Source organism: Alloalcanivorax sp. C16-1, from assembly GCF_046507805.1.
In the GTDB taxonomy this organism is placed as follows: domain Bacteria; phylum Pseudomonadota; class Gammaproteobacteria; order Pseudomonadales; family Alcanivoracaceae; genus Alloalcanivorax.
Map to the genome: position 1 here is coordinate 430,355 of NZ_JBKFTK010000003.1, position 24,964 is coordinate 455,318.

Below are 24,964 nucleotides of genomic sequence, written 5' to 3' on the forward strand. Positions count from 1 at the left end.
GGGTTTACCAGGTCACCTCGGTGCCGAGGATCAGGCCTTCCGGATGACGGAAAGCCACGTCGTGCTCGCCCACAACCCGAATGAGCGACTGGTTACGGGCGAACGCGGAGACCAAATTGCCCTGGGCGTCCTTGTAGGTCGCCTCGCGGCTGAAGTCGATGCGCATGGTGTCGGCCTCGCCGATCACAACATCGTTCCAGTCCGCGAAGTAGATTTCGGTCTCGTTGTTGTTCCCCGCTGAGGAGGTATCCAGGTTCACCGGGATGGTGGTGGTGTTGCGCACCGGGTAGCCCTTCAGCAGGCCCTGGGCCATCTCCGGGTACACCTTGTTGCCGTTGCCGTCGCGCAGGCCGAACAGCTTCATATAGCTGCGCGGCGACAGGCCCCAGCCCGGGGACACCATCTGGCTATCGCTCTCCATCAGCGCCAAGATCAGGGAATCCAGGAAGGCGTCGATGGTTGCCAGGTCGGCGGTGCCAGACCAGGGTTTGAGGCGGCCCTCGGCCACAGCCTCGGCGGCGAAGCCGGTCGGCGTATCGTTGGCGCCGGTGTCGCGGAGGAAAGCTTTGTCCTGACGGACCGACATAGAGTTGAGCATGTCGTTCAGGAACATCTGCTCGGCGCGGAAGTCGGCCCGACCAACCAGCTGGTTGGAGATGGGCACCAGCGTGATCATGGTCTTTGCGCTGAGCTGCACATCGTCCAGCGCAGCCTCCGACGCCAGCACATCCGCACCTTCACCCACGTAGCCGGAGGTGGCCCCGGTGCTCATGCGCGGGATGGTCAGGTTACCGTTGGGCAGGGGGAGCGTCTGGGCGCCAAGGGCGCGAACCACGGTCTTCGGCCGCAGCAACTCGATCACCTCGTCGTACAGGTTCTGCGGAATCAACACACCGCCGGAACCTGAGGAGGTTTCCACCGCCATGGCCACGTCCTGGTCGCCGATCTCATCGCGGGCGAACTTGACCGCGTCGGCCCGGTCGCCCGCGGCTGCCGCCACCGCCATCGCCATACGGGCCGCTTTAGCGCCGGGGTACTGCTTGAGCTCCGGCTTGACGTGCACCGCGGGCGCGCCGGTGCGCGGGCCCTGGACCGGCTCGGCGGTGGTCGCGTGCATCTTCGCCACGCGCTCGGCGCGTTCGATCTTCTGGGAGAGCTCGTCGAACTCGGCCGCCAGTTGATCGAACTCGGCCATCTGCTCGGCGGACAGTTCGCCGCTTTCCTGTTCCACCTTGGCCAGCTGCTGGATCTTTTCGTTGATCTCAGCGCGCTGGCGGCGGAGCTGATTGACGTCAATCATCGGATTCTCCGGTTTTCGTCAGGTACAAAAAAGGCGGCCTGGTGGCCGCCCGGGGTTGCTGCTCCGCCGCGTGGCTAGAGCTGGCAATTCAGGTCGATGGCGCGCGCACGCGCGCCCACCCGCCGGCCGGGCGGCGGGGAGCTGTACCGCTGGGCAATCGTGTTCAGGGCGTCCTGCGCCGGCGCGATCTCGTCGATGAGCTTCAGGCCCAGAGCCTCCTGCGGGGAGAACAGGCGCGCCTCGGTGCCGATTACGTCGTCCAGTTCGATGCCGCGGTATTCGGCGACCGAGGTGGTGAAGGTGCTGTACGCCTCATCCAGCCGCACGTTGATCTCGGCGACCGCCGCATCGGTAATGGGCTCATGGGGAGAGCAATCGTTCTTGTGGCTGCCCCGATAGAAGGTGTTGAAGGTGATCCCGATCTCGTTCTCCCACCGGCTCATCTCGTAGGTTTCGATGATCACGCCGATGGACCCCACGCCACCGGTAGGACTGCAAACGATGCGCGAGCAGGCTGAGGCCAGGAAGTATCCGGCGGAGTACGCCGCGAAGTTGACAAGCGCGGTGATCGGTTTGATCGCGGTGGCGGCCCGGATGAAGTCGCCCAGCTCCTTGCATCCCATGGCAGCGCCGCCACCGGTGTGGAAGTCCAGGACAATCTCCTCCACCAGTTCATGGTCCAGGGCAGCCTGCAGCTGGGAGCGCAGGCGCTCGTAGGAAAGAATCTCCTGGCAGTTGGCGTCGATCTGGCCAGCCCGCGCGGTCAGGATGCCGTGCACCGGGATGATGGCCAGCCGGCCCACCACGCGGAGCCGCTTCATCTCGCGGCTCTCATCGTCGCCCATGCTGAGCTCGTCCGGCAGATCCCGGGCGCGCCCCAGCATACGGGGCTCGAGCGCGGTCTTTACGGCGCGCACCAGATCCGGCGTGGCGTACAGGGGCGTGCCGAAGACCAGCGACGCGATATGCGGGTAATTGATCATGCTGCGCGACATAGGATCTCCTCGATTTCCTTCATCTGTTCCGGCGTCGCATTCAGCGCCTGGCCGGTCTTCTGGGCGTCGGTCATGTTCAGCGGCACCAGATAGCGGTCGCCGCCCTGAACCGGCGGCATGTTCTCGAGCCGGCGGATGTCGTTCACCGACAACCAGCCCCACTGGCGGCCGACGGCGTAGGCCTCGTAGCGGGATTTCAGATCGCCGCGCAGTAGCCCGGAAACGTTGAACTCGATGTAGAAGTCCCGCCGCTCACTGGGCACCAGAAGGTCCCGGTGCATGGCGGACTCGAAGCGCTTCACCCAGGGCAGCAGGGTGTAGATCACGAACTGCAGACCCAGGTGCTCGATGTTGTTGAACGTGGCCTTGTCCAGCTGCTGGATCATGTGCGGCGGAATCTTGTACAGGCGACAGACGTCCACCACGCTGAAGTTTCGGGACTCCAGCAGCTGCGCTTTCTCGTTGTCCATCGCCAGCTGCTTGTAGGTCATACCCTCCTGCAGCAGGGCCACCGAGAAGGCGTTCCGCAACCCGCTATGGCGCTCCGTGAATTTCTCCAGCAGGCGGTCTACCTTCTCCTGGCTCTCGATGGGCTTCACGTCGCCACCTGGCCGTTCGATTACCCCGGACATCGTGGCGCCGCGCTTGAACACGGCCGCCGCGTGCTCCTCAGTGGCCAGCGCCAGCCCGATGGCGTTCGGGTTCGTCGCCAGCGGCGAGACCCCAATGAACCCGTCCATCGAGAAAGCTTTCACGTGGTGGATCTGGTCCATACCCAGGATCTGCTGGTAATCCAGCAGGTTGTAGTAGGGCAGCCCGTCCCGCCCTTTGAGGACCTGCACCTTCTTCGGATTGAGCGGGATCAGCTCTGTGGGGTACCCGGCGCCGTCACGCTCGATCAGTGCGATGTGATTGCCTTCCAGACCCAGCACGCCCTGGGCCTGCTCGTAATATTCGAACGAAGTGTCCTTGCGGTTGGGCTGAACATGGATCAGGTCGTAGACCGGGTGATCCACCGCCCGCTCGCGGCCACCGTTCGGCGTCCGCCGGTACAGCTCGCAAGGGAGCTGCGCCACCGACTCCGCCAGCAACGTGACGCAGGCGCGCAGCGCCGTGACCGACATCGCGGTATCGGTGTTGATGTACGGGCCCGCCGAGCTCTGGCGACCGGTGATCGCACTGACCCAGCCGGTCCAATCCTGTGAGGGCTTGCCGGCGCCGGTGGCGGCCGTCGAGAACAGTCCCGGCAGAAACATCAGCCAGCCCCCAGGTGAGCGCCCCGGCTGGCGGCGCGTGCGGCGAGGTAGGACCAGGCGAGGCAGAGCAAGCCGGCCACGATATAGCCGGCAGCAGGGGCCACCAGCCAGGCACCGAACGACACCAGGCCGGCGCCGACCAGGCCGACAATGAAAGCGATGAGGGTGATCAGCATGTCACGTCCGAGGTGTCGTAGATGGATTCCGGGGCTTCTTCTTCCGCCCCGCCAGTTGCCCGGCTGATGGCCATCAGCAGCGCTGCCATGTCGTCGATCTTGTCCGCTGACCGCTTCTTGTCCGGTGCCATATTCAGGTTCACGTCCCTGCGCGCCACCAGATTGGAGGCGCACCAGAGCAGCAGCGGGTCGCCGCCGTGCACCAGCTTCTTGCCGATGTAGGCGCGCTCCAGGGCCTGCATCGCAGGATGGTAGGACTTGGTCCCCTGGATGAACTGGATCATCGGCACCTCCTCGGCCACCAGGCGGTTGACCAAGTCCGAGGCGTTCCAAGGGTCGTAGGCTATCTCCTGGATGTTGAAGCGGTCCCGGAGATCCAGGATGTCTTGCTCGATCACGGCGTAGTCGGTCACGTCGCCGTCGGTCTGTTTCAGCAGCCCGGCCTCAACCCAAGAGGCGTAAGGCACCGTGCCGCGCTCGGTGCGGAAGGCCACTGCCGCCTCCGGCGCCCAACGCCAGCCGTGGGTATACGCGACCCCGTCCACCAGCCAGACCAGCCTCAACGCCCCGATGTCTGTGGTGGATGCCAAATCGAGACCGCCCCAGCAGGGGTAATCGGCCAGCCATTCCAGATCGACGGCGCCGGCGCATTTCTTCCATTTGCCCAGGTTGACCCAGCCGTCGGCGGTGGACGCCTGCCGGTTCAGCCGCTTGATCCGGAACTCGGCGAGTTTCGACGGCATCTGCCGCGCCTCGACCGCCTCCTTCCGGATGGCCGCCATGAGGTGCGGGTTCACATCCATGAGCGGATTGGCCTTCCGCCAAACCGCCTCATCGAAGTCCTTGTCGTCAGGGTCTACGGCGTAGAACACCGCCAGGAAGTGGTCGGCGTCGTGACCGAAGACCCCTTCCAGCAGCTTCCTGGCAAACTGCCGGATGTCGGCCCAAGGGCCGGCGTTCACGTAGCCCTCGGTGGTCGTGTACAGCCACAGCGGGTTGGCCCGGGCGCCGGCGGCCGAGGTCAGGACGTTCAGCAGATCCGGCGTCTTGTGCGCATGGATCTCATCGAGCGCGGTGTGCGAGGGGTTCAACCCGTCCTGCGTCGAAGCCTTCGCATGGATAGGCTTCAGCGTGCTGCCGGTCTCGAACCGCGTGACGGCTTTCGCCCACACTTCAAGCCCGAACGCCTCCTGCAAGTCCGGCGTCTTCTCCACCATGCGTTTGGCGGTGTTGAAGATGATCGACGCCTGCGGGAAGGTGGTAGCGGCGCTGATGATCTGCGCCCCCTCCTCTGGCTCGCAGCACTCGCAGTACAGCAAGATCCCGGATGCCAGGGTCGACTTGGCGTTCTTCCGGGCCACCGCGAACAGCGCTGAGGTGAACCGGCGCGGGTGGAACTTCCCGTCCTCCCCCCACCCCGGCATGCTGATCGGCTCGTTCCGCCGGAAGCCGAACAGCTGCACCAGGAAGAAGATGTGGGAGGGGTGTAGCTCGATGGTCGGGCTGTCCCACTTCCCCTCGACGTGCGGCAACTTTTCGAGGAAATCGCACACGTCGCAGGCGTGCCACTCATCGAAGATGAACGGCCGAGCCCGCTTCTTCCGAGCCCGCTTCAGGTCATCGAGGAACCGGCGCGCCGCCAGGCGGATGAGCCTGCCATGCTCCTTGCCTTTGCGGTCCTTTGTTGCAGCGGTTGCGTACTCCTTAGCAATCGCTACGTAGTCACGCACCGTGCTTCCCGTTGCTGCTGAACCGGTTCCCCTTAGCCTTACTGCTGCCGCTGGAGACCTTCCGGCGACTGGCCGGCGTCATCCCGAACTCCGAGAACAGCCCCTTGAGTGCAGTGTCCTCTGCGGCGGTGATGTCGATGCCGGCTTTGGCCTTCTGCCGGAACCGCTGCCATGCAAAGCAAAGCTGTTCCAGCATGTAGAGGTCCACCACCTGCAGGACCTTGGCACCGACCAGCTGGGGGCCCAGCTGACCCCACATCTGCGCGCCGTCCGGGTTGAGATGCTGCGGAGGCTCCGGGAACTCGGTGATCAGGTCGTACTCGGGAGCGTCCGGCGCCTCGCGATCCGGCCGGTCCGTGCCCGCCAAAACCTTGAGGTTCGATGCCGTCGGCTTGCGTCCTCTGGTCATCTCGATACCTCAAAAAACCAAATTCGATTTTCAAATCTCAATTTTGACGGTGCAAAAATTTAACTGGGGCGTCGGTGCTGTAGGCGCAAAAGCTGTAGAGATTGACTCCCCCCTCCCCCAACCCATCAGATTTTTCGATGGGCGGGACAGGCCGCCGCCCTCCGATCTACCTCGGTCTTGGCCGCGTGGCACTCGCCGCAGATCGCCTGGAGGTTCGCCGGATCGTCGGTGCCGCCCTGACTTTTCGGTACCCGGTGGTCCACCTCGGTTGCTGGGGTCGCCCGGCCGGCCGCCAGACAGGGCTGGCAAACATGCCGATCACGGCGCAGCACCATGGCACGGAGGCCGCGCCAACGGTGCCCGTATCCGCGCTCGGCCGCTGTCGCACGCCCAGGCTGATTCCAGCCGCTGGCCAGGTGCTGGTGCTGCTCGCAGTAGCCATGACGCTCGCGCGTGGTGCCGCGGCACCCCATCTTTCGGCAAGGCCGAGCCGGGCGCGTCGGCATCAGCTGTTGACCACCTTGATCTTGAGGCCCTTGCCAAGCCAACAGGCGACTTTGTCCGGGTGGGGCTCGAGGCCGGTCACCACCGCCATGAGGGTCACTCCCCGGATGTATGCCGGCAGCCACCAGGCTTGAACAACCTGGATACGAACTGCCAGACGCCGGCGTGCCATCACTCCACAGCCTGCGCCGGCCGGTTCCGCCGGTTCCACGACGACACTGCCTGCTGCCTGGGATCGTCCGATAACAGGACCCAGTTCCCATTCGTGCAGGAGGGGCATGAGATGAAACACTGGGTCTCGTTCTCTTCAATGATTTCCGGCTCGGCCCCGCAATTGGCACAGAGGCACAGATCCGGGCCATTAGGGGCAGCGCTGCCTTCGCTCATTCCGATACCTCTGGCGGCGAGCCTGCAGTCACCGCTCGGGCGTAGTCCTGGCAGGCGGCGAGCTGGCTGGTGATGGTTTCGATTCGAGATCGGAGACGCCAATAATCCCGTTGAGCGGAGTCAGTAAGTCTGGGGCCGGCAGCATCACCCACGCCGGCGGCCCGGGAATCATCGGCGGTGCCGGGCAGGCACTGGGCATTGACTGACAGCCGGCGGCGCCCAGCAGCAACATCATCTCGCAAACGATCAATCTCAGCGTGCGCATCGCTCAGTTCCTGGGTGTATCGGGCATCGACAGCAGCGACGGCCTCGCCCAGCCGATGCTCAGCAGCGCGGGCAGCCGCTTCGGCATCCGCGAGCTGGCCGGCTTGCACCGCCCTGAAAGTGGCGAACTCCTCGCCGACCTGGGCCGTACCGAGCATCCAGCCGAGCCCGAATATCACTCCGACAACGGCCAGCACCGCCAGCAGCCGCAGCCACACCATCACTGGCCACCGAGGCACATGGCCATCTCAGCAAGCCGGCGGTTGTGCAGACCCTGGTAAAACCGGCCGCCGGCGTAGGACCAGGCGGGCCGGCCATCCGGATGCCAGGCCAGCGCCCGGCATCCGGCGTCGAGGCGGCCGGCGTTGATCAATCGGACCGCGCGGCTGCCGCAGGTCGCGGGCCAGCCGAGGTTGTGGGCGTGAGAGGTCAGGGCGTCGAACACATGCTGTGGCACCGGCTGCTCAATACAGCGCGCCAGGGCGTGCTGGGTCTGCTCCACCACACGCTGCTCCTCGGCCTCGCACTCTGCGGCGGTCCAGGTCTCGCCCACCACAACCGGACGGCTCGACGTGTACGGCGTGATGCCCTTGCATACCGTCGGCAGGCCACCAGCCAGAGAGTCGGCGTAAACTGTGTACTCGCCCTCACCCTCCCACACCCCGAGAAACGCCATGAGCGCGGCGGATGCCAGGGCGAGCCCGCCGGCGACCATCGCGGTACGTTTACTGGCCATCGGCAGGCTCCTGGCTCATTTGTTTCATCTGGGCCTCAAACAGCCGCTGCTGGCGGCGGTCCTTGCGGTGCTGATAGAACAGGTTGAGTGCCAGAGTCAGAAGGGCCGTGATGATGCCGACGATGATGCCCCAGTCGGTCAGCGTGATGCCGGCCAGAATCGAGGCGCCAGCGCCCGTGTAACTCGTTGCCGACACAACCGCATCTGTCTTGGGTGTCATCCCGCGACTCCTGCTTTGCATAGGAACCTCCTGAAGGCTCCCCCCGGAATTCGGCGCCCGTGCGGCGCAGTTCTTTCAGACATAAAAAAAGCCCGCCGAAGCGGGCTGGGGTGAGCCGGGGAGCGAGGACTGGGAAAGATGCCCGAAGGCCAGAGGGTATTTCCCGACTCTAGGAAATAGTCTATCTGAGTGCGGCCATTTCAGTCTGCGGCCATTTCAGACCCTTCTATTGACCGTAGCGCCGCGAATTGTTGGCAAACCTCCCGAGGGCGACAGAGGGCTTGGCGCTCCCAGTGCCAAAGGATGCGGCCCATCTGATCGTACCATGGGCGCCACATGCGGCTGGGCTTGTACCAGTGGCTCCTGTCGATCTGAGCCATCTCGCAGATCATCTCGACGGAGAACGGGCGGCCACGGGCCTGCGCCTGATAACCAAAGACGGCGACCTCCGCCAGCACCCGGACCTTGAGTAGAGTGCGGTCCTGCTTGATGTCTTCGCGCCGCCGGTGCAGGAACTCGCCCCACAGGCACCGATGCACCGTGGTGAAATTCCGGTCTTCCCACTCCGGGGCGTAACAGAGCAGCAACAGATCCCCGAGGGGCGCCCGCTGCTTCTCAACCGCCGCCATGAGCCGGCCCGCCCACACCCGGCGCGCCATGGCGTGGAGACCGCCAGAAACTGGATCGCCGCCAGCGCCATCCCGCTTGAGCTTAAACATGGCATAGGCGTCGTGGATCTCTCGCTTCACATCGGCCATCGGCTCAGTCCTCCGGAAACTCAATAATGATGCGACCCCGCAAGCTTTCGCTCAGCACACGCTTGCGCCAGCGATCCAGCGTCAGGCCATCGCGATAGCGGCGCACCAGCCCCTTCTTGGTGTCGACGTAGAACACCCGCGAGATCTCCACGCCATCCACATAGATCTTGGTACCCTGAGGCACATCACCGGCGTAAATCTTCATGATTGGCTCCCCATCCACTGGTCCCGTATTGCGTACTGCTGGCGCATCTCGTTGATCAGCCGCTCCGCAGCTGCGCCGCCGCGCTGGTGCTCAATTCGCTTGCGCAGGCCTTCAATGCTGGCGGCGGTGTTGTAGCCCAGGCGGAGCCATTGCCGCGCCTCGAGCATGCGGCGGTAATCCTCCACCTCATCCGGCGTCATCCGGCCCACTCTCAAGTTCACGCGCGCGCACTGCGCTGACCACGATGTCATCCAGGTCCTGGTGCAGGGTCTTGTGTCCCCTGGCGCCAGGCTGCAGCGCCTTCTTGATCAGGTGCTGCAACGCCGGGTTCGTCACGCTCCAGGCGCGGAGCACGTCGTAAACGTCCACGAAGACCCCGGGCCGAATCTCACGCTGGTACTTGTTGGTCGCCATCCAGATACCCCCTGATGCTCTCGATTGCTGCTTCAGCGCCAGCGCAGATCACCGTCATGAACCCCTGTTCCGCCAGCCATGCCAGCCAGTCCAGTTGCTCCGGGCTGGGCTTTCCGCCCTTGCGCCGCTTCATTTCGATCACCAGTCCACTGAACCCACGCCGCGGTACTGGCAGCCAGAGATCAGGGACGCCCGGGCGCACGCCTTCCGCCTTGAGCTTGCCTGCCACGGCGCGGTGCCGGTCACCGCCGTTCGGTACCGCGAAGAGGCGCCCGGTGATGTCCGGGTACTGCATATCGAACCAGCGGACGACCACGGCCTGCTCCTGGTGTTCAGTCGGCCCCGCCAGGCTATTTCGCATGGATAAGCCCCTCTTTCTCGTACTCCACCAGCGTCCGGCAGTGGGCCTCATGGACGTACAGCGTGAGCTTGTCCACCGGCAGGTCCGGAGCCCGGGCGCGGCCATCGATCACGGCATGGCAGGCATCACAGGCCCGTACAGTCAGTAGATCGCTGGGCTTGAGCCCCACGCCGCAGGTGCCGGCGATCCGCAAGTGCGCCGCCACCACCGTGGCGGGATCGTGATTGCAGATGCCGGGCAGGCGGACCTGGCACGGCTGGCCCTTCGCGCTGGACCGGATCTTGCTGGCGCGCGGTTGCGCCTTGGTCGAGCGCTTGGGCCGCGAGCCGGTGCCGGCGCGCGCACTGGCGCGGAGCGGTGAGCGCTGCGCCAGCGGGGTCTTTCGCTGTAACGGGGTGCGTTTCAATGGATCGCCTCCACTACCGGCTCGCAGACCACCAGGGCGATCCGGCGGCCCAGTTGGGAGACGGGGACCGCATGCCAACGGGCGGGCGCGCCGCTGCCGGCGTACACCACCGCATGCGCCTCGCCCGTTTCCTCCACCAGGAACTGCAGCTCCTCCACCAGCGCCTCGCGGTCGGTGAAGATCGTCGGTCTCGCGTTACTCGCCATCGAGCGCCTCCGCTGGCTCCTGAATTTCCGTCAGCTGCCGAATCGGAATTCGGCTCATGTGCATCGTGTAGCCGGTCCTGCGCTCCAGCGCGGCGTACTCCGCCAGCAACTCAGGATGCCGCGCAGCGCCGATCCTCAAGTCGTTGCGGCTGCTCATGATGCAGAACACGCAGCTCAGCCGTTCATTGCCCAGCGAGTAGGCGTAGTGCGGCCGCTGGCCTGCCGAGCTGATGCAGCCGAACACCTCCTCGACCCACCAGTCGTGAATCGGAAGCCACTCATACCAGGTGGTTACGCTGTTGCTGATGGACATCTTCTTAAACGGCTGGCGTTTCGCCCGCCCAGGTGATTCCTGCGCCCTCAGCCCCAGGCAATTCACCACGGTTTTGAAGCCGTTGGCCTTGGCGTAGCGCCTGACCTCTCGCTGTATCGGGCCGCGCTTCAGATCGCTGGTGCACTGGCGGGTGCTGGCGGATGGCCAGCTGGGGACCTCAGGGCGGGTCTCGTGGCGGCGCGCTACCATCTCCAGCAGCGTCTTGCTGGCCCTGGCCACGATGAATGGGACACCTGCCGCCCTGGCCTGATCCTGAGCCAGCTGGAGCGCACCGGGCCACTCCAGCCGGCCCAAGGAGGCATGCACCACCAGCAGCTGGCTGGCCGGGATGATGTTCAGAAGCGCAATCAGCTGGGCTTGGCTGTCCTTCCCGCCAGAGTGGTTCGCAACGAACAGCGCCCCTTCCTGGATCAGGACCGGCACCTCGGGCGGCATCTGCGTCAACCCCATCACCATCCCGCCACCATCGCCTTGAGCTGCGGCAGGGCCTCAGCAGCAGCCCGCTCGCGCTCACGGCGCCGCTCGGCGGACGTGCGCGCCGGCAGCTGGCCCTTCGGGGGCTCGGGCAGCCCGTCCGCCTCTTCAACGGTCCGGTCGTATTCGCGCTCGAAAGTGGCGCGCATCATCTGGCCTCGCTCGGCCAGGTCCGTGCGACCAGTCCGCACGGCCGCCCAATACACGCAGCGGTGACTCCACGGCACCCAGTCGCTGTGCGGCGGGCGGCTGGTGGCCTCGCGCCAGGCCTGTTCGAGCGCCGGCGCACCGACGGACTCCGGCGGCACCCGGCACAGCTCCAGAAACGCGCCGGGGTTATCCGGCGGCCAGCTGAGGTGCCGGACCGCGTCCAGGCCGGCAGCCAGCCGGCGCGGCGTGAGGCCAGCGTCCCGGAACGCGACGAACCAGCTCCGCTTGCTCAACCGCACCTCCTCGTCGGTCCTCCAGATGCTCCGCCACCGGCGCGGCCAGTTGGCCTGGAACAGCGCAAATACGCGGCTCACAGCGTCGGCCAGCTCATCCGAGCCCTTCCGCCCAGCTGCGGTCTTCGACATCGCTGAGGGCTTTGCGGACGCCATCGTGGTCGTGCCCAGGTCCGCCAGCTCCTGAGGCCTGTGGAGTTTGCGCATGCGGGGTCCTCCGTCGCGATTGAAGGTTTTGGATCAGCTTGTGCTCCCACTCGCCCTGGGTGAGCCGGTCGTCCCGGTTGAGCCAGTAGGATTTGAATTCGCCCAGGGCGTCAGGGCCCAGGCAGTCGGGGGGAAGGCCGGCCATGGTCAGCCGGGCGGCCATGCCGCTGGATGGCTCCCAGGCGGAGCCCATCGGGAACCTCTCGCGCGCGTCGCGCGCAGGGGACGGTGTTGATATATCTTCTCTCTTATCTTCTCTAGGTAGCGCACTGGTAACGCTCGGAACGTTACCCTCAGCGTTATCTTCGTCGTTACTCTCGCGTTTCTTTTTCTTGTGGTCCGCCACTCTTTTTGCCGTAAGTGCCCGTTTTTTCGCGGTTTTCCCATTGTGCCGGTCGAAGTTCGGCAAAAGCAGCTCGCCGTCCACTTCCCGCATCCAGCCGGAGGCGATCACGGCATCGCAGAAACCGGCAACGCCAACGAGCCGATCCAGCAACATCTTGGTAACGCTGCGAGCGTTACCGTTCTCGGTGTGCTGATCGAACCACGACCACACCCGCAGCAGTTTTCCCACCACCGCGTCGGGGTCGATATGCAGGTCCGCAGCGATCTGCCACACCTCGGGCTTGTCCGGGGTGCCGATCTCAAATTTGATCCAGTCACCGGCCATGTCGTCTCCCGGATGACGCCGTAGAAATGAAGGGGCGGTAGCCCGCCAGCCCCACCACTGCGCAGGTGGCGCGATCCCCGGTATGCTGAACGAGCGACCAGACAGCACAGGGGGAATCATGAAGATCGATAGGGATGTCCAGAAACGACTGCTCAACACTCTTGCCGATCGTTACCCGAACAAGTTGCACGTGAACGACCTGCAGGGCATCGCGAACAGCGGAGCGGAGCTGACCGCCAACGCGGCGTATCTGCATGAACATGGCCTTGTAGAAGCACAAACCACAAAATCGCTGAGCCAGCCCGTGGCGCTCTTTAACGCGAAGATCACCGCGCAAGGCATGGACTTCCTGGCCGACGACGGCGGCCTGACGGCGATCCTGCGTGTTGTGACTGTCCGCCTGGAGGCCGACACGGTGCGCCAGCTCATGGAGATGAAGATTGAGCAATCTGACCTGTCTACTCATGAGAAGTCCCGCCTGAAAGAGGCGCTGCGCAACGCGTCGAGCGAAGGCCTGAAGGAGTTAACCAGACGGCTTGTGCAGGCGGGGATTGAGCATGGCCCCAATGCGATCCAATGGCTCGGTACACTGACCGGCCCCTGACCCGGGCGATGGGCTCAAAGAGAACCGGGCCACCAGCCAGGTCCGCCACCACCAGCGGCATGTCCTGCGCGTCCACCGCCAACCGCAGTTCCAAGTGCCCACCAACTGGCTCGAACCACAGGGAGGCCTGGAGCCCGGCGACTGGAATCGCGGAAAAGGCATCGGGGTCGTGGAGGTCCGAGGTCATGCAGCACCTCGCTTTTCGGCGGCCATCGCCCGCAGGGCCCGGGCCACCCCCTTGCTGCTGCAGCTATCGTCTTCAAACTCCAAGGCTGCTGCCTCCAGCTGCTCGGCGTTCATGGCGAGGTGCTGGCCGGTGGCCAGGGCGAAGCGCAGGTGATCCGTCCGCTCATCGTGCGCCTGGTCCAGGCTCAGCATCTCCATCAGATCGGAGGCGGCTGACCGCCGGCGCGGGAACACCATCACCTTGGCGGCCGTGCGGAACGGCTCCGGCAGGCACTCTATGAACAGCATGGCCAGGTCGAGGGGCAAGGCGGTCTCGCCGGTGAGGCACCGTTCCAGGCGCTTTGCCGCTCGGCGCGGATCGTCCACCGGCAGCCGGGGGCTTTCATGGCGCGACGCCCACCGCTCGGCCAGATCACCCGCCACCCGGGTCTGAAGGCCGCGCCGGCCATACGCCAGGATGCGCCAGAGCGCTTCCAGCTTCTCCCGGGCACTGCCGTCCTCCCGGACGATGGGGGGCACCTGCCCCAGGACTTTGTTCAACTCGTCCACTACCTTCTCTCCCATGGAACAACTACTTGGCGATTCACAGGGCGCCCGGCCGCTGACCGGGAGCGGCGGCGGACCTACGCCGCCGACTCAGACCCCTTCAGTACCTCGTCAGCGTAGTCACGCAGGCGCGTCACAGTGCTGCTCCGGGGGTCCTGAGAGATGCCGCTTTTGATCCGGCTGATCGTGGCTTGAGAGATGCCGGTCGCGCGTTCAATGCTCAGTTGGGTTTCCCCGGCCGCCATCAGCTGTTCGATCAGGATCTTGGGGTCGGTCATGCCGTATATCCTCCGTGCGATACGAAAACTATACGCTTTCGTATCAGGCCGGACAATACGTTTCGGTATAGGTGATTGCAAGGGTTATGCGTAGTTGCATACTTCGCGACATGTCGGTTCAAACGAACCTGAGCTTCTTGATGGCGCGCGCGCATATGAACCCGCACAGCCTGGCCAAGGAGACGGGGGTCAAACAGCCAACGATATTTCGGATCCTGGAGGGAGAGTCACTCACCCCCCGGGACAAAACCTTGCGCCCGCTTGCCGACTTTTTTGGTGTGAGCGTGCAGGACCTGCGCTATGCCGATCTGCCCGCCAGCGCCCAGGGAGACAGATACCCCGGCCCAGCGAATGCTCCGATGGTGCTCAGAGAGCACGACAGCAGCCATGGCTATGATGCTGGAGCGCAGCAGAATGTCGAACCCGCCAGGGCGCCCAAGAACCGCCGTACAGCGCCGGTGATCAGCTGGGTGCAGGCCGGTGACTGGGCCGAGGCAGCCGACCCCTACCCTCCTGGCGACGGCGAAGGCTTCGAGGAAGTGCCCGATACCGCCGGGCCAAACGTGTTCTGGCTGCGGGTTGTAGGGGACTCCATGACGGCGCCAACAGGCATGAGCATCCCGGAGGGGCATCTGATCCTGGTGGATCCAGACCAGCAGGCGGAGAACGGGAGCCTGGTGGTGGCCAAGCTCACGGAAACCGATGAGGTGACGTTCAAGAAGCTGGTGATCGATGCCGGGCAGAAGTACTTGAAGCCTTTGAACCCGGCGTACGAAACCATCAAGATCAACGGGAACTGCCGAATGGTGGGCGTCGTTCGCGAAGCCAAGGTTAAGTTTTTATAGCTTGAAGACGGTTAATAGCTGCCAGTCCAATAACAAACGTGAGGCGTCATTGCCTACATACTAATTCCATACAAATTGGAAAATGCCCAGGAAGGGAAATATGGCTACCAAGACAAAGCGCTACCGCATTGACTTCTACCAACTTAACATTCATCCGACTGACACAGTGAGAGATCCGTGGGAAGGACTGGAGGCAATCCAGGCGGGCCTTCTCCCTGATCAGGCAACCCACAACGGCCTGACCAGAGAGCTCTGGCAGCTGGATGACTCTAAGCCGGGGACCAGACATTTTTTCGGTCAATTTAGGAAGTTTAGGACCGAGGACCTGCCTGAAGTCGGAGCTGCCGGCGCTAACGCGCGCAGCCTAGAGCTTGCAGAGAACGAAGGCGTTATAGAGAAAAACTTCTTCATCTTCTATAAGCAGCACAACATATTGGCTTGGCACCTGAATGGACATGGAAGCTCACCAAAGCAGTTTGCACAGGTGCTGCAAGAATCCTGGGGGACAAGAGTCACCGCTGACCCAATAATTGCCTCTGACGCTCTTGAGCGCCTAATGAACAACGGCACCATTCTTAAATCCGTCTCGTTGTCTGTCGCACGTCCAACAAACCCAGAGGTTTACGTACGAACGGACTTCGCGAGGGACACAATGGGCCTGTTGAATGGCTCAGGCGGGGATAGTATGAGAATAAGCTTATCGGTCGATGGCAGGCGCGGCGACTCCCAGGGCGGGTTAGTTGAAGGATGGAAAAGCACTTTGCGTGACTTTATGCGCATAGGCGTACGAACAGCCAAAGCAAAGATCGAAGAAGGTGGCTTCGAAGAGCATATTGACCTTATAGCAGACCGAGTTCAGAGTTATCAGGAAGTTGAAACCGACGCCAAGTATCCCAGTCGAAACGCGATGCACGGCCTTATTGTGGCCGCGAGACAGGAATGCGATGGGCCTATCCAGCAATACTTCGGGGACGCTCCAGTTGATCGTGTTTAGGGCCCTGCTGGCCCTCAGCGCTCCAGCTGTATTCTTTTGTCTATTGCGCGACCTCCCTGATGAGAGAATCCATGCTGTCGCAACTGCTATGGTTGGTGCCTCTGGTACCATGCTTGGGTTCCTCATTACAGCCGTTTCCATTGTTGCAGCATTGATGGATCGCACCCTGATACGAAACCTTAAGAAAACTGGTCACTTCGACCAGCTTATCCAGGACACCTTCATTACTTGCGCCGCACTATTATTTGCTCTGATTCTAGGCTTGGTGTCGCTCTTCCTGGACGGGTGTGTTCTTGGCTACACCGCAATGGGTCTGTTTTTCTTCATTTGCTTTGGAATTATCTATCTTTGGGAAGCGGGCAGGCGGTTTAAAAATATAATAATCAGCTTGTAGCAAGCATTAGAGCATGTGACCTCTGCTCTAAAGGGGGCCATGGTCAATACAGATTGACCTCGATACCAGGAAGCCCTATCCCACCACCAGCGCGGTGCGCGCCCTTTCCCCGTCCTGGCGCTTGGGGCTTCGCTTTGTCCTAGGACAGGCGTCGGCTCACATGAGACGACGAAACGCCACCGCGGCGACTGGCCGCTCCGGCCAAGCCTCCTCCCGTTCCACACGCTTGATCTGAATTATCCTCTGCTGCTCCAGCCGCTCCAGCTCTCGGAAGTCCAACTGGAAGGCGCCGAAGTCCGGCATCGCGTCATGGGTTGGCGGGTAGAGATCATCCCAGCTTATCCGCCCTGACTCACCTACCCTCACCTTCTGGACCAGCTCCAGCACACCCATGGCTTGTTCTCCGCTCCTGCCCAGCCGTGAGCATACCCCTTAAGACCTTCCGCCCGCCTCTCCGGGCTGGCTCCCGTCCACGCCTCAAAAAACTATACGATTTCGTATTGACTCGCAGCTAAACGTTTTCGTATAGTCACTATACGTTATCGAATAGATCGCGGGAGCGAAGATGACCAATCCCAACAAGAAGCCGGCCAACAGCGCCGCCAGCACCATCACCGCCCTGGTCGATGCGCTGAACTACCTGCTCGAGCAGACCGTGGATCAGGACCTGGCCAATGGCATCGGCCTCACCGAGGGCGAGCGCGAAGCGCGCGAGCGGTCCATCAACGTGATCTACGACGCTCAGGAAACCCTCCGTCAGATCCCGAAGGTGTCGGTGGGCGATGCCCTGCTGGGCGCCGCCACCGGCGGCATGGGCGTGGCCAGGACCGAGCAGGAGCGGGCGCACATGTTCGCCTGCCGGCTGAGTGGGCGCCTCGAAGCTGAGCACAAGGAACTGGCGGACGCAGTGTGGCGGGTGATCCGTCCCGAAGAGGTGCCCGCGCAATGAAAGACCTCGAGCTGATCCTCAAACGCCTGCACAAAGCCAACCCGGCATTCGCCCGGACGCTGACGGATTACATCTTCGAAGCCACCCACCCGCACCACCTCGCCGTGGTGCGCCGAGGCTACTCCAACCGGGCGACCGGCTACCTCAGCGCCATGCACGACGGCGGGGTGATTTCCAGCGCCGAACTGCTGGACGCCACCGACGTGCTGGATCGCATCAACCAGGACATCACCCAGGCACGACTGAGGGAGGTGCCGGCATGAGCAACGACCGGGAGATTTTAGGCTACGACTGCAACGGCAAGCCGCTTCGGGTGGGGGATCGGGTCGAGGCGGTCTGTGACTTACCTGCCTTTGCGCCCCCAGGCCCCTGGATTGTCGATGGACCGCACTCATGGAAGCCGGGCGCTGTTGTATTCCTGGAGCGCGATCTTGAGGGGGACCGGTTTGGGGGGCTCTGCAAAGTGCTTCGTCGCATCGACGACCGCACCGACCACCAGCCCGGCGAATACACGTTCGATTCGCTGATGGACCACCTGAAAAGCGGGGTGCCGGCATGAACCCGAAACCGACCACACCGTACGCGAAGCGCCGCCAGCAACAGAAGCTCCAGGCGGACATCGCCCGCTATCTGGAGGCCGGCGGCCCGATCCGCCAGTTCGAGCCTCACCAACGCGCCGCCGACAAGCCGCGCATCGCCAACCGTGTCCAGCAGCGAAAGCTGGACGCCGCCGAATTGCACTGAGGAGAACGTCTTGGCTATGGCTACCCGTGTTCCGCAAAACGCCGTTGGCCGCCAGGTGCTGGCGGACCACCAGATCCGCCGGGAGCTGCACATCATCGCCGCCGCACGGCGGGCCCGGCACCCGAACCGCGCTCACCGGTTCTGGCAGGCATTCACTCGACCGATGCGCTGATTCGGTTGTTTCCCGGGGCTCCGGCCCTGGGCCTTTCTTCACGCAACAGGGGAACGAGGCAATGAGCCAGATAAAGAAAGTTTGGCGATGCGGGGACTGCGATGCGGAGTTCGAGCGCGAGCAAGGTGCGCTTGAATGCTGCGCGCCCAAGCCGGTGCTGCGCTTCCTGGGCTGCTCATGTGGCGAGGAGCACTGCAGCGAGGAGGACCTGGGCGCCTGCGGGGTCAATGCCGCCGACTGCCCGGTCTGCCTGCGCCACCACGACGGCACCACCATCGAAGCGGTCGCGGTACGCATCGCTGGCCACTGCCCCTGCTGCAACCCCCTGTTCTCCATCGACCAACAGTTTGCCATCGAGCAGCAGTTCTACGATCTGCACGGGCTGCCTGTGGCGCTCAACGGGTAGGAGACCCGCATGTTCTTCAAAAACGCACGCATCTACCGGATCACGGACATCGCCGCCCTGGCCGGCGTCGACATTCACGCCGCGCTGGAGCAGCACCCCGCCAGCGACCCGGGTGCCCAGTCCCTGAGCGCGGAGGGGTGGGTCTCGCCCTACCCTGGCGTCGGTGGCGGCCTGATTCTGCCGGTGGCGGAGGGCCCCTCCACGGCGACGTACAGCGTCGTGATGGTTCACCAAGAGGCTGCCCGCATCCTGCCGCCGGCGGTGATCCGCGACAAATTGAACGAGCGGTGCGCCGAGATCCAGAAGCGCGAGGGCCGGCCCGTGGGCCGCAAGGAGCGCGCCGACCTCAAGGACCAGATCACCTTCGAGCTGCTGCCCCAGGCCTTCATCAAACGCACTCGCACCCGGCTGCTGATGATGGGCGACTACCTGGTGGTGGACACAGCCAGCCCGGCGCGGGCCGAGCAGGTCATAAGCTGCCTTCGGCGCGCCCTGGGCACCCTGCCCGTCCAGCCGCTCACGCTGGAGAACAGCCTGCAGGTGGTGGGCACGGAGTGGCTGCGGGCCGGCCCGCCGGCGGGCTTGGAACTGGGCGACCGGCTGCACCTCGTCGGCCCGGACGACTGCCGGGCGGTGTTCACCAACGTGGACTGCAACTGCGAGGAAGTGCTGGCGCACCTGGACCAGGGCTTCGTCGTCAGCCGGATCGAGGTGGCCAACGGGGAGCTGGCGTTCTGCCTGGACGCTGACCTCAGCCTGCGGCGCGTCCAGATGCTCGACCTGGTGCAGGAGAAGATCAGCGGCATCGACGTGGAGCATGCCGCCGAGGAGGCCGAGGCCACCTACACCATCATGGTGGCGACGCTCACCGAGGCCCTGGATCAGATGGTCGCGGCGCTGGGCGGCGAGGCAGACGCCCCGGGAGAGATGGCATGAATTCAACTCTCCCCATCTTCATCATCATCGCCCCGTTCGCCATCAACGCCCAGAAACTCGGGCAGATCGAGCCTGGGAAACTTCGCACCGGCGTCTTTGGTGTACTCCACCCTAAAGCGGTGTGTCGCATCGCATACGGCCGCCATCAAGCGAACCTGTTCTCTCAGAGCCTCTCTTGTTTTGGGTGGAATTTCGATATTCCAGAAGACCAGTTCATCTTCCGAAACCTCCCACTTCGCTTCAGAGATCAAGTGCTTCAGCACCATCAAAACCTGCTCATTACCGACCAGGTACCCTACGGCGGCGGTTGCGACCTTCTCATGAGCAGACTCTTGAACGATGAGCTGATCAAGCACCGAGGTGGTCCTGGTGATCTGGCCGAGCGTAGCCGACAACCTGGGGAAGGGCACATAGTGATCATCCGCATCCTCTTTAATCGGCAAAATCTCTACGAAACCAATCCCCAGGCCCTGAAAATCGGCAATCTTTGCAGTATTTGCGATGGTCATGGACTGCCTCACGTCTGCATCTCGCTTTCTATGGCTTCTCTCGCCGTGCAAGGCCACGCCAATAGCGACAATCAAAGCGAGCAGGGTGCCGATAGCCTGAACCCAGGATGCCGTAGTTGGAGACGACATCCAGCCCAGCCAGCACTGTCCATCAAGGCCACAGAAATACCATTCCACCGATCAACCCCCTTTATCGTTTTAGGGGAGCATGCCGCATTCTCCCGGCGGGCGCCAAGCCAGGGGGTGGCCGCATGAAGCAGGAGATTCGTCACTTTCATCTGTTCTGCGGCCTTGGCGGCGGTGCCCATGGCTTCAATGCCGGCCACGCCCGGGTCGGCGCCATGGAAGCCGAGTTCCGCTGCATCGGTGGCGTCGACAGTGATCCGGCGGCCATCGCCGACTTCGGTCGCGCCGCCGGCGTCCCGGGCACCGTCCTGGACATGTTCAGCCGGGAGCAATACCAGACATTCCACGGCCGCGAGCCCGGAGCGGATTGGCGCGAGGCCACCGCAGTGGACGTTCAGCGCGGCGCCGGCGGTGAGCGGCCCCACATCGTGTTCCTGAGCGCGCCCTGCAAGGGGTTCTCCGGCCTGCTGTCTCAGGCGCGGAGCACGACCCCGAAGTACCAGGCCCTCAACGGGCTCGCCTTGCGCGGCGTCTGGCTGATGCTGGAGGCCTGGCGGGATGATCCGCCGGAGCTGATCATCTTCGAGAACGTGCCACGCATCGCGAGCCGGGGCCGCGCCCTGCTGGACCAGATCGTCGCCCTGCTGGAGGCCTATGGCTACGCCGTGGCCGAAACCACCCACGACTGTGGCGAGCTGGGCGGGATGGCTCAGAGCCGAAAGCGGTTCCTGATGGTGGCGCGCCACCAGGAGAAGGTGCCGGCGTTCCTGTACGAGCCGCAGAAGCGGCCGCTCGCGGCGGTGGGCGACATCCTGGGGCGCATGCCGCTGCCCGGCGATGAGGCTGCCGGCCCGATGCACCGGGTGCCCCGGCTCCAGTGGAAGACCTGGGTGCGGCTGGCCTTCGTGGAGGCCGGCAGCGACTGGCGCAGTCTGAACCGGCTGGTGGTGGAAGATGGAAACCTGCGCGATTACCTGATCGTGCCGGACATGCACGCCGGCACCTATGGTGTGCGGGACTGGGCCGGGGCCACCGGCACCATCACCGGCAACGCGCGGCCTGTGACAGGCTCATTCTCGGTGGCCGACCCACGATTCACCGCCAGCACCCAGTGGCGGGACGGGCAGGCCTACGGCGTCCGCCGGTGGAACTCCCCCACCGGTACCGTGACCGGCCAGCAGGCCGCCGGCCAAGGTGCGTTCAGCGTTGCCGATCCGCGCCACCATGGCGCACCGAAGCACAACAACTGCTTCCGTGTCGTCCGGTGGGGTGGCGAGAGCCGGGCGATCACCGGCGCGCACGGCAGCGGCCAGTGTGTCGCTGATCCCCGGGGTGGCCACTTCGATGCCGAGTGCGGCGTCGTGGAGTGGCGCGCCCACACCGGCGCAGTGGCCGGCAAATCGTCTCCCTCCAATGGTCGGTTCAGTGTCGCCGACCCTCGCCCGTCGATGCAGCGCACCAAGGGCGACCACTACGTGACCGGCGGGCACTACGGCGTGGTGCCCTGGACCGCCAGCACCGGCGCCGTCTCCGCCAGCGCCTGCCATGACAACGGGCACTGGTCCGTGGCCGACCCTCGAGGATTCGCCGGCGGCGCGCCGGGTAACTGCCTGCCGGCCGCCACCGACCGGCTGGTGGCCATGATTCAGGCCCTGGACGGCACCTGGCACCGACCGTTCACCACCCTGGAACTCGCCGCCCTGCAGGGACTGATGGATCCGGAGGAGCAGCTGGAGCTGGACGGGCTGAGCGACGGGGCCTGGCGGGAGCGTATTGGTAACGCGGTACCGCCGCCGGCGGCCAAGGCCATCGCAGACATGATGGGCGAGACCCTGCTGCTGGCCTGGGCCGGCGAGACCTTCGTGCTCAGCGCCACTCCCGTGTGGGTGCGGCCGGTGGCCGCCGCCCTGTCACTGCCTGGAGGTGCAGCATGACCACCTCCTACGAGCAATTCCTCCGCCAAAAGGTAAAGCTGGCCCCCCGATCTGGCTTCGAGGTCTCCCTGCTGGAGATCAATCCTCTGCTGCTCGGCCACCAGTCCGCCGCCGTGAAATGGGCTGTTGCCGGTGGGCGCCGCGCGCTGTTCGAGGCCTTCGGCCTGGGCACGACCATTCAGCAGATCGAGGTGCTGCGCCTCATCCTGTCCAGGGCCGGCGGGCGCGGCCTGATCGTTGCGCCGTTGGGTGTTCGGCAGGAGTTCACCCGGGACGCCCATACCCTGGCCACCGGTGATCACCCTAACATCACCGACGAACAGCGCGAGCAGCTGGCCGCCTGGATCGCCAAGGACCCGACCCGGGCGCCGAGCATCCGCTTCATTCGCAGTGTCGATGAGGCCGACGAAACCGGGCTGTACATTACCAACTACGAGACCGTGCGGGACGGCAAGATCGACCCCGCCGACTTCACCGCCACCAGCCTGGACGAGGCCAGCGTGCTGCGCAGCTTCGGCAGCAAGACCTACCAGGTCTTCCTGGACCTGTTCCAGCAGGTCGCCTACCGGTTCGTGGCCACGGCCACCCCCTCCCCCAACCGGCACAAGGAGCTGATCCATTACGCCGGCTATCTTGGGATCATGGACACCGGGCAGGCGCTCACCCGCTGGTTCAAGCGCGACCCGTCCAAGGCCAACAACCTGACCCTCCACCCGCACAAGGAGGATGAATTCTGGCTCTGGGTCTCCAGCTGGGGACTCTTCCTGCAGCGCCCGTCCGATCTGGGCTTCCCTGACGATGGGTACGACCTGCCGAAGGTGCACATCCACTACCACGAGGTGGCCACCGAGTGGCGGCCGACCGTGGACCGCGATGGCCAGGTCGGCATGTTCAGCGATGCCGCCATGGACCTGCAGAGTGCCGCCCGGGAGAAACGGAAAAGCCTGGACGCACGGATCCGAGAGACCGCCAGCATCGTCGCTGCTGAGCCAGACGAACACTGGCTGATCTGGCACGACCAAGAAGCCGAGCGCCACGCCATCGACAAGGCCATCCCCGGCGCGGTGGCGGTGTACGGCTCCCAGGATCTGGAGGAGCGCGAGCAGGCCATCGTTGATTTCTCCAACGGCCGTATCCAGCACCTCGCCGCCAAGCCGGTGATCGCCGGCAGCGGGTGCAATTTCCAGCGCCACTGCGCCCGGGCCGTCTTCGCCGGCATCGGATTCAAGTTCAACGACTTCATCCAGGCGATCCACCGGATCGTCCGATTCCTGCAAACCCGTGAGTGCCATATCCATCTGGTCTACGCCGACACCGAACGCGAGGTGCTGCGCACGCTGGAGCGGAAATGGCGCGATCACGACGCCACGGTGAAGAAAATGACCGACATCATCCGGAAGTACGGCCTCAACCACGCCGAGATGGGCCAGACCCTGGCCCGGTCCATCGGCGTGGAGCGGATCGAGGCGCGCGGCGAAGGCTGGCTGGTGGCCAATAACGACTGCGTCGCGGAATGCGGCCGCATGGTCACCGACAGCGTGGACCTGATTGTGACCAGCATCCCGTTCAGCAACCACTACGAGTACACCGCCAGCTACAACGACTTCGGCCACACCGACGGCAATGACCACTTCTGGGCGCAGATGAACTATCTGACGCCGGAATTGCTCCGGGTGCTCAAGCCCGGCCGGCTGGCCTGCATCCACGTGAAAGACCGGATCCTGTTCGGCAGCGTCACCGGTGCCGGCGCCCCGACCGTCAGCCCTTTCCATGCTGAGGCCATCTTCCACTACCTGCGCCACGGCTTCGACTACATGGGCATGATCACCGTCGTCACCGACGTGGTGCGGGAGAACAACCAGACCTATCGCCTGGGCTGGACCGAGCAGTGCAAGGACGGCACCAAGATGGGCGTGGGCAGCCCGGAATACGTGATTCTGGTGCGCAAGCCGCAGAGCGATCGGTCCCGCGGCTACGCCGATACGCCGGTGGTCAAGGACAAAGCCGATTACACCCGGGCCCGGTGGCAGGTGGACGCGCACGCGCTGTGGCGCTCCAGCGGCAACCGGCTGCTGACCGCCGAGGAAATGGCCCAGCTGCCGCCGGACGTGCTCTCCCGGGTGTTCACCGAGTGGAGCATGGCCGAGATCTACGACTACGAGCACCACGTCCGGATCGGCGAGGAGCTGGAGCTGCGCGGCGCGCTGCCGGCGAAGTTCATGTCCCTGGCCCCGGGCTCCCACCATCCCGACGTGTGGCACGACGTGGCCCGCATGCGGACGCTCAACGGCGAGCAGACCAAGCGCGGCCTGGAAAACCACGTCTGCCCCCTGCAGTTCGACATCGTCGACCGCCTGATCCGGCGGTACACCAATCGCGGCGAGCTGGTATTCGACCCGTTCGGCGGCCTGTTCACGGTCCCCTACCGGGCCCTGCACCTGGGCCGCCAGGGCCGCGCCAGCGAGCTGAACCCGGGCTATTTCCTGGATGGGGTGAAGTACCTCGAGGCCAAGCAGCGCGAGAAGGCCATGCCGGCCCTGTTCGACTTCGACGACGACATGGAGGCCTCAGCATGAAGCCCATCCACCTGATCGCCCTGCTCCTCACTCTCCCCGCGCTGAGCGCCGCAGAGACCACGCTCTACCTGCAGGGCGGCATCGGCTACCAGATCGGCATGACCGAGCGCTGGGAATACGAGAGTGAGCACTACCGTCGCGAATCCACCATGGACCTGCCGCCGGTGGTGGGAACGGTGGAGGCCGGAGTGAGTTACCGGAACTGGTTCATCCAGGCGCAGCACGTCAGCAGCGTGGAGACCGGACAGGACCACGGGTTCAACGTGATCAGCGCCGGCTACCGCTTCGAGTGGCGGATCTGAAATTGAAG

Annotated in this window: 39 protein-coding genes; 14 read left to right on the forward strand and 25 right to left on the reverse strand. The window is 64.3% G+C overall.

The window, feature by feature from the left end; all coding sequences use genetic code 11:
- Positions 1-4 precede the first annotated feature (4 nt).
- The 21 genes from ACLD0W_RS12625 to ACLD0W_RS12725 form a co-directional block, all read right to left on the reverse strand.
- A complete protein-coding gene (locus tag ACLD0W_RS12625; RefSeq protein ID WP_410307833.1) occupies positions 5-1,300 on the reverse strand; it encodes a phage major capsid protein in 1,296 nt (431 codons plus the stop codon).
- A 74-nt stretch (positions 1,301-1,374) separates the two neighbouring features.
- Positions 1,375-2,295 (reverse strand): S49 family peptidase, encoded by a 921-nt coding sequence (locus tag ACLD0W_RS12630; protein WP_410307834.1) that lies wholly within the window; start codon positions 2,293-2,295, stop codon positions 1,375-1,377.
- Positions 2,280-3,551: a phage portal protein gene (locus tag ACLD0W_RS12635; RefSeq protein ID WP_410307835.1), complete on the reverse strand. Its 1,272-nt coding sequence runs from the start codon at positions 3,549-3,551 to the stop codon at positions 2,280-2,282. Before ACLD0W_RS12635 ends, ACLD0W_RS12630 begins: the two co-directional genes overlap by 16 nt.
- Entirely contained in the window at positions 3,551-3,727 is a 177-nt protein-coding gene (locus ACLD0W_RS12640) for a hypothetical protein (protein ID WP_410307836.1), read from the reverse strand. Before ACLD0W_RS12640 ends, ACLD0W_RS12635 begins: the two co-directional genes overlap by 1 nt.
- Positions 3,721-5,457 carry a terminase large subunit gene (locus ACLD0W_RS12645; protein ID WP_410307837.1) on the reverse strand — a complete coding sequence of 579 codons (1,737 nt, stop codon included), beginning with the start codon at positions 5,455-5,457 and terminating at the stop codon, positions 3,721-3,723. The genes ACLD0W_RS12640 and ACLD0W_RS12645 overlap by 7 nt, the downstream gene beginning before the upstream one ends.
- Positions 5,450-5,866, reverse strand: coding sequence for a hypothetical protein (locus ACLD0W_RS12650; protein WP_410307838.1), 417 nt, complete (start codon positions 5,864-5,866; stop codon positions 5,450-5,452). Before ACLD0W_RS12650 ends, ACLD0W_RS12645 begins: the two co-directional genes overlap by 8 nt.
- A 125-nt stretch (positions 5,867-5,991) precedes the next feature.
- A complete protein-coding gene (locus ACLD0W_RS12655) occupies positions 5,992-6,372 on the reverse strand; it encodes an HNH endonuclease (protein ID WP_410307839.1) in 381 nt (126 codons plus the stop codon).
- Positions 6,372-6,662 (reverse strand): hypothetical protein, encoded by a 291-nt coding sequence (locus ACLD0W_RS12660; protein WP_410307840.1) that lies wholly within the window; start codon positions 6,660-6,662, stop codon positions 6,372-6,374. Before ACLD0W_RS12660 ends, ACLD0W_RS12655 begins: the two co-directional genes overlap by 1 nt.
- Positions 6,663-6,753: 91 nt before the next feature.
- The gene (locus tag ACLD0W_RS12665) at positions 6,754-7,242 is read right to left on the reverse strand and encodes a lysis protein (RefSeq protein WP_410307841.1); all 489 of its coding nucleotides are present in this window, start codon (positions 7,240-7,242) and stop codon (positions 6,754-6,756) included.
- Complete coding sequence (locus ACLD0W_RS12670; protein ID WP_410307842.1) at positions 7,242-7,757, reverse strand: lysozyme; 516 nt, start codon at positions 7,755-7,757, stop codon at positions 7,242-7,244. The genes ACLD0W_RS12665 and ACLD0W_RS12670 overlap by 1 nt, the downstream gene beginning before the upstream one ends.
- The gene (locus ACLD0W_RS12675; protein WP_410307843.1) at positions 7,747-7,977 is read right to left on the reverse strand and encodes a holin; all 231 of its coding nucleotides are present in this window, start codon (positions 7,975-7,977) and stop codon (positions 7,747-7,749) included. The genes ACLD0W_RS12670 and ACLD0W_RS12675 overlap by 11 nt, the downstream gene beginning before the upstream one ends.
- A 200-nt stretch (positions 7,978-8,177) precedes the next feature.
- Complete coding sequence (locus ACLD0W_RS12680; RefSeq protein ID WP_410307844.1) at positions 8,178-8,735, reverse strand: hypothetical protein; 558 nt, start codon at positions 8,733-8,735, stop codon at positions 8,178-8,180.
- A gap of 4 nt (positions 8,736-8,739) precedes the next feature.
- Positions 8,740-8,940, reverse strand: a complete 201-nt coding sequence (locus tag ACLD0W_RS12685; protein WP_410307845.1) for a hypothetical protein — start codon at positions 8,938-8,940, stop codon at positions 8,740-8,742.
- Entirely contained in the window at positions 8,937-9,140 is a 204-nt protein-coding gene (locus ACLD0W_RS12690) for a hypothetical protein (protein ID WP_410307846.1), read from the reverse strand. Before ACLD0W_RS12690 ends, ACLD0W_RS12685 begins: the two co-directional genes overlap by 4 nt.
- Positions 9,127-9,354, reverse strand: a complete 228-nt coding sequence (locus ACLD0W_RS12695; protein ID WP_410307847.1) for a hypothetical protein — start codon at positions 9,352-9,354, stop codon at positions 9,127-9,129. The genes ACLD0W_RS12690 and ACLD0W_RS12695 overlap by 14 nt, the downstream gene beginning before the upstream one ends.
- A complete protein-coding gene (locus ACLD0W_RS12700) occupies positions 9,329-9,715 on the reverse strand; it encodes a VRR-NUC domain-containing protein (RefSeq protein ID WP_410307848.1) in 387 nt (128 codons plus the stop codon). Before ACLD0W_RS12700 ends, ACLD0W_RS12695 begins: the two co-directional genes overlap by 26 nt.
- Entirely contained in the window at positions 9,705-10,121 is a 417-nt protein-coding gene (locus ACLD0W_RS12705) for a DUF1364 domain-containing protein (protein WP_410307849.1), read from the reverse strand. The genes ACLD0W_RS12700 and ACLD0W_RS12705 overlap by 11 nt, the downstream gene beginning before the upstream one ends.
- Positions 10,118-10,327, reverse strand: coding sequence for a hypothetical protein (locus ACLD0W_RS12710; RefSeq protein ID WP_410307850.1), 210 nt, complete (start codon positions 10,325-10,327; stop codon positions 10,118-10,120). Before ACLD0W_RS12710 ends, ACLD0W_RS12705 begins: the two co-directional genes overlap by 4 nt.
- Entirely contained in the window at positions 10,317-11,111 is a 795-nt protein-coding gene (locus ACLD0W_RS12715) for a phosphoadenosine phosphosulfate reductase family protein (RefSeq protein WP_410307851.1), read from the reverse strand. Before ACLD0W_RS12715 ends, ACLD0W_RS12710 begins: the two co-directional genes overlap by 11 nt.
- Positions 11,111-11,785 carry a replication protein P gene (locus ACLD0W_RS12720; protein WP_410307852.1) on the reverse strand — a complete coding sequence of 225 codons (675 nt, stop codon included), beginning with the start codon at positions 11,783-11,785 and terminating at the stop codon, positions 11,111-11,113. Before ACLD0W_RS12720 ends, ACLD0W_RS12715 begins: the two co-directional genes overlap by 1 nt.
- Positions 11,673-12,455 (reverse strand): DnaT-like ssDNA-binding domain-containing protein, encoded by a 783-nt coding sequence (locus ACLD0W_RS12725; RefSeq protein ID WP_410307853.1) that lies wholly within the window; start codon positions 12,453-12,455, stop codon positions 11,673-11,675. The genes ACLD0W_RS12720 and ACLD0W_RS12725 overlap by 113 nt, the downstream gene beginning before the upstream one ends.
- 118 nt (positions 12,456-12,573) lie before the next feature.
- Between ACLD0W_RS12725 and ACLD0W_RS12730 the strand changes: the two genes are divergently transcribed.
- A complete protein-coding gene (locus tag ACLD0W_RS12730) occupies positions 12,574-13,059 on the forward strand; it encodes a hypothetical protein (RefSeq protein WP_410307854.1) in 486 nt (161 codons plus the stop codon).
- Between the two features lie 183 nt (positions 13,060-13,242).
- Here the strand turns inward: ACLD0W_RS12730 and ACLD0W_RS12735 are convergent, their stop codons facing one another.
- On the reverse strand, positions 13,243-13,809 hold the full coding sequence (locus ACLD0W_RS12735; protein WP_410307855.1) for a hypothetical protein: 567 nt from the start codon (positions 13,807-13,809) through the stop codon (positions 13,243-13,245).
- Positions 13,810-13,868: 59 nt separating this feature from the next.
- Positions 13,869-14,069 (reverse strand): hypothetical protein, encoded by a 201-nt coding sequence (locus ACLD0W_RS12740; protein ID WP_410307856.1) that lies wholly within the window; start codon positions 14,067-14,069, stop codon positions 13,869-13,871.
- Between the two features lie 110 nt (positions 14,070-14,179).
- Here ACLD0W_RS12740 and ACLD0W_RS12745 point away from each other — a divergent pair, with 110 nt between their 5' ends.
- From ACLD0W_RS12745 to ACLD0W_RS12755, 3 genes are all read left to right on the forward strand, one after another.
- On the forward strand, positions 14,180-14,914 hold the full coding sequence (locus ACLD0W_RS12745) for a LexA family transcriptional regulator (RefSeq protein ID WP_410307857.1): 735 nt from the start codon (positions 14,180-14,182) through the stop codon (positions 14,912-14,914).
- A gap of 100 nt (positions 14,915-15,014) precedes the next feature.
- Positions 15,015-15,908, forward strand: a complete 894-nt coding sequence (locus ACLD0W_RS12750; RefSeq protein ID WP_410307858.1) for a DUF6731 family protein — start codon at positions 15,015-15,017, stop codon at positions 15,906-15,908.
- Positions 15,895-16,302, forward strand: coding sequence for a hypothetical protein (locus ACLD0W_RS12755; protein WP_410307859.1), 408 nt, complete (start codon positions 15,895-15,897; stop codon positions 16,300-16,302). The genes ACLD0W_RS12750 and ACLD0W_RS12755 overlap by 14 nt, the downstream gene beginning before the upstream one ends.
- A gap of 156 nt (positions 16,303-16,458) precedes the next feature.
- On the opposite strand, the gene ACLD0W_RS12760 is transcribed toward ACLD0W_RS12755, so the two are convergent.
- Positions 16,459-16,695 carry a hypothetical protein gene (locus ACLD0W_RS12760; protein ID WP_410307860.1) on the reverse strand — a complete coding sequence of 79 codons (237 nt, stop codon included), beginning with the start codon at positions 16,693-16,695 and terminating at the stop codon, positions 16,459-16,461.
- 172 nt (positions 16,696-16,867) lie between these two features.
- Here ACLD0W_RS12760 and ACLD0W_RS12765 point away from each other — a divergent pair, with 172 nt between their 5' ends.
- The 7 genes from ACLD0W_RS12765 (at position 16,868) to ACLD0W_RS12795 (ending at position 19,509) form a co-directional block, all read left to right on the forward strand.
- Positions 16,868-17,251 carry a hypothetical protein gene (locus tag ACLD0W_RS12765; protein ID WP_410307861.1) on the forward strand — a complete coding sequence of 128 codons (384 nt, stop codon included), beginning with the start codon at positions 16,868-16,870 and terminating at the stop codon, positions 17,249-17,251.
- Positions 17,248-17,514, forward strand: coding sequence for a hypothetical protein (locus ACLD0W_RS12770; protein WP_410307862.1), 267 nt, complete (start codon positions 17,248-17,250; stop codon positions 17,512-17,514). Before ACLD0W_RS12765 ends, ACLD0W_RS12770 begins: the two co-directional genes overlap by 4 nt.
- Positions 17,511-17,810 (forward strand): hypothetical protein, encoded by a 300-nt coding sequence (locus ACLD0W_RS12775; RefSeq protein ID WP_410307863.1) that lies wholly within the window; start codon positions 17,511-17,513, stop codon positions 17,808-17,810. The genes ACLD0W_RS12770 and ACLD0W_RS12775 overlap by 4 nt, the downstream gene beginning before the upstream one ends.
- Positions 17,807-17,995, forward strand: a complete 189-nt coding sequence (locus ACLD0W_RS12780; RefSeq protein WP_410307864.1) for a hypothetical protein — start codon at positions 17,807-17,809, stop codon at positions 17,993-17,995. The genes ACLD0W_RS12775 and ACLD0W_RS12780 overlap by 4 nt, the downstream gene beginning before the upstream one ends.
- A gap of 16 nt (positions 17,996-18,011) precedes the next feature.
- Complete coding sequence (locus ACLD0W_RS12785; RefSeq protein ID WP_410307865.1) at positions 18,012-18,167, forward strand: hypothetical protein; 156 nt, start codon at positions 18,012-18,014, stop codon at positions 18,165-18,167.
- A 61-nt stretch (positions 18,168-18,228) separates the two neighbouring features.
- A complete protein-coding gene (locus ACLD0W_RS12790) occupies positions 18,229-18,573 on the forward strand; it encodes a hypothetical protein (RefSeq protein ID WP_410307866.1) in 345 nt (114 codons plus the stop codon).
- 9 nt (positions 18,574-18,582) lie between these two features.
- The gene (locus ACLD0W_RS12795) at positions 18,583-19,509 is read left to right on the forward strand and encodes a recombination-associated protein RdgC (protein WP_410307867.1); all 927 of its coding nucleotides are present in this window, start codon (positions 18,583-18,585) and stop codon (positions 19,507-19,509) included.
- Between the two features lie 2 nt (positions 19,510-19,511).
- On the opposite strand, the gene ACLD0W_RS12800 is transcribed toward ACLD0W_RS12795, so the two are convergent.
- A complete protein-coding gene (locus tag ACLD0W_RS12800; protein ID WP_410307868.1) occupies positions 19,512-20,195 on the reverse strand; it encodes a hypothetical protein in 684 nt (227 codons plus the stop codon).
- Between the two features lie 74 nt (positions 20,196-20,269).
- On the opposite strand from ACLD0W_RS12800, the gene ACLD0W_RS12805 reads away from it, so the two are divergent.
- Genes ACLD0W_RS12805 through ACLD0W_RS12815 form a run of 3 tightly spaced genes read left to right on the forward strand, consistent with a single transcriptional unit; the run spans position 20,270 to position 24,956 of the window.
- Positions 20,270-22,078 carry a DNA cytosine methyltransferase gene (locus ACLD0W_RS12805; RefSeq protein ID WP_410307869.1) on the forward strand — a complete coding sequence of 603 codons (1,809 nt, stop codon included), beginning with the start codon at positions 20,270-20,272 and terminating at the stop codon, positions 22,076-22,078.
- Positions 22,075-24,654, forward strand: coding sequence for a DNA methyltransferase (locus ACLD0W_RS12810; protein ID WP_410307870.1), 2,580 nt, complete (start codon positions 22,075-22,077; stop codon positions 24,652-24,654). The genes ACLD0W_RS12805 and ACLD0W_RS12810 overlap by 4 nt, the downstream gene beginning before the upstream one ends.
- Positions 24,651-24,956: a hypothetical protein gene (locus ACLD0W_RS12815; RefSeq protein WP_410307871.1), complete on the forward strand. Its 306-nt coding sequence runs from the start codon at positions 24,651-24,653 to the stop codon at positions 24,954-24,956. Before ACLD0W_RS12810 ends, ACLD0W_RS12815 begins: the two co-directional genes overlap by 4 nt.
- The last annotated feature ends 8 nt before the right edge of the window (positions 24,957-24,964 follow it).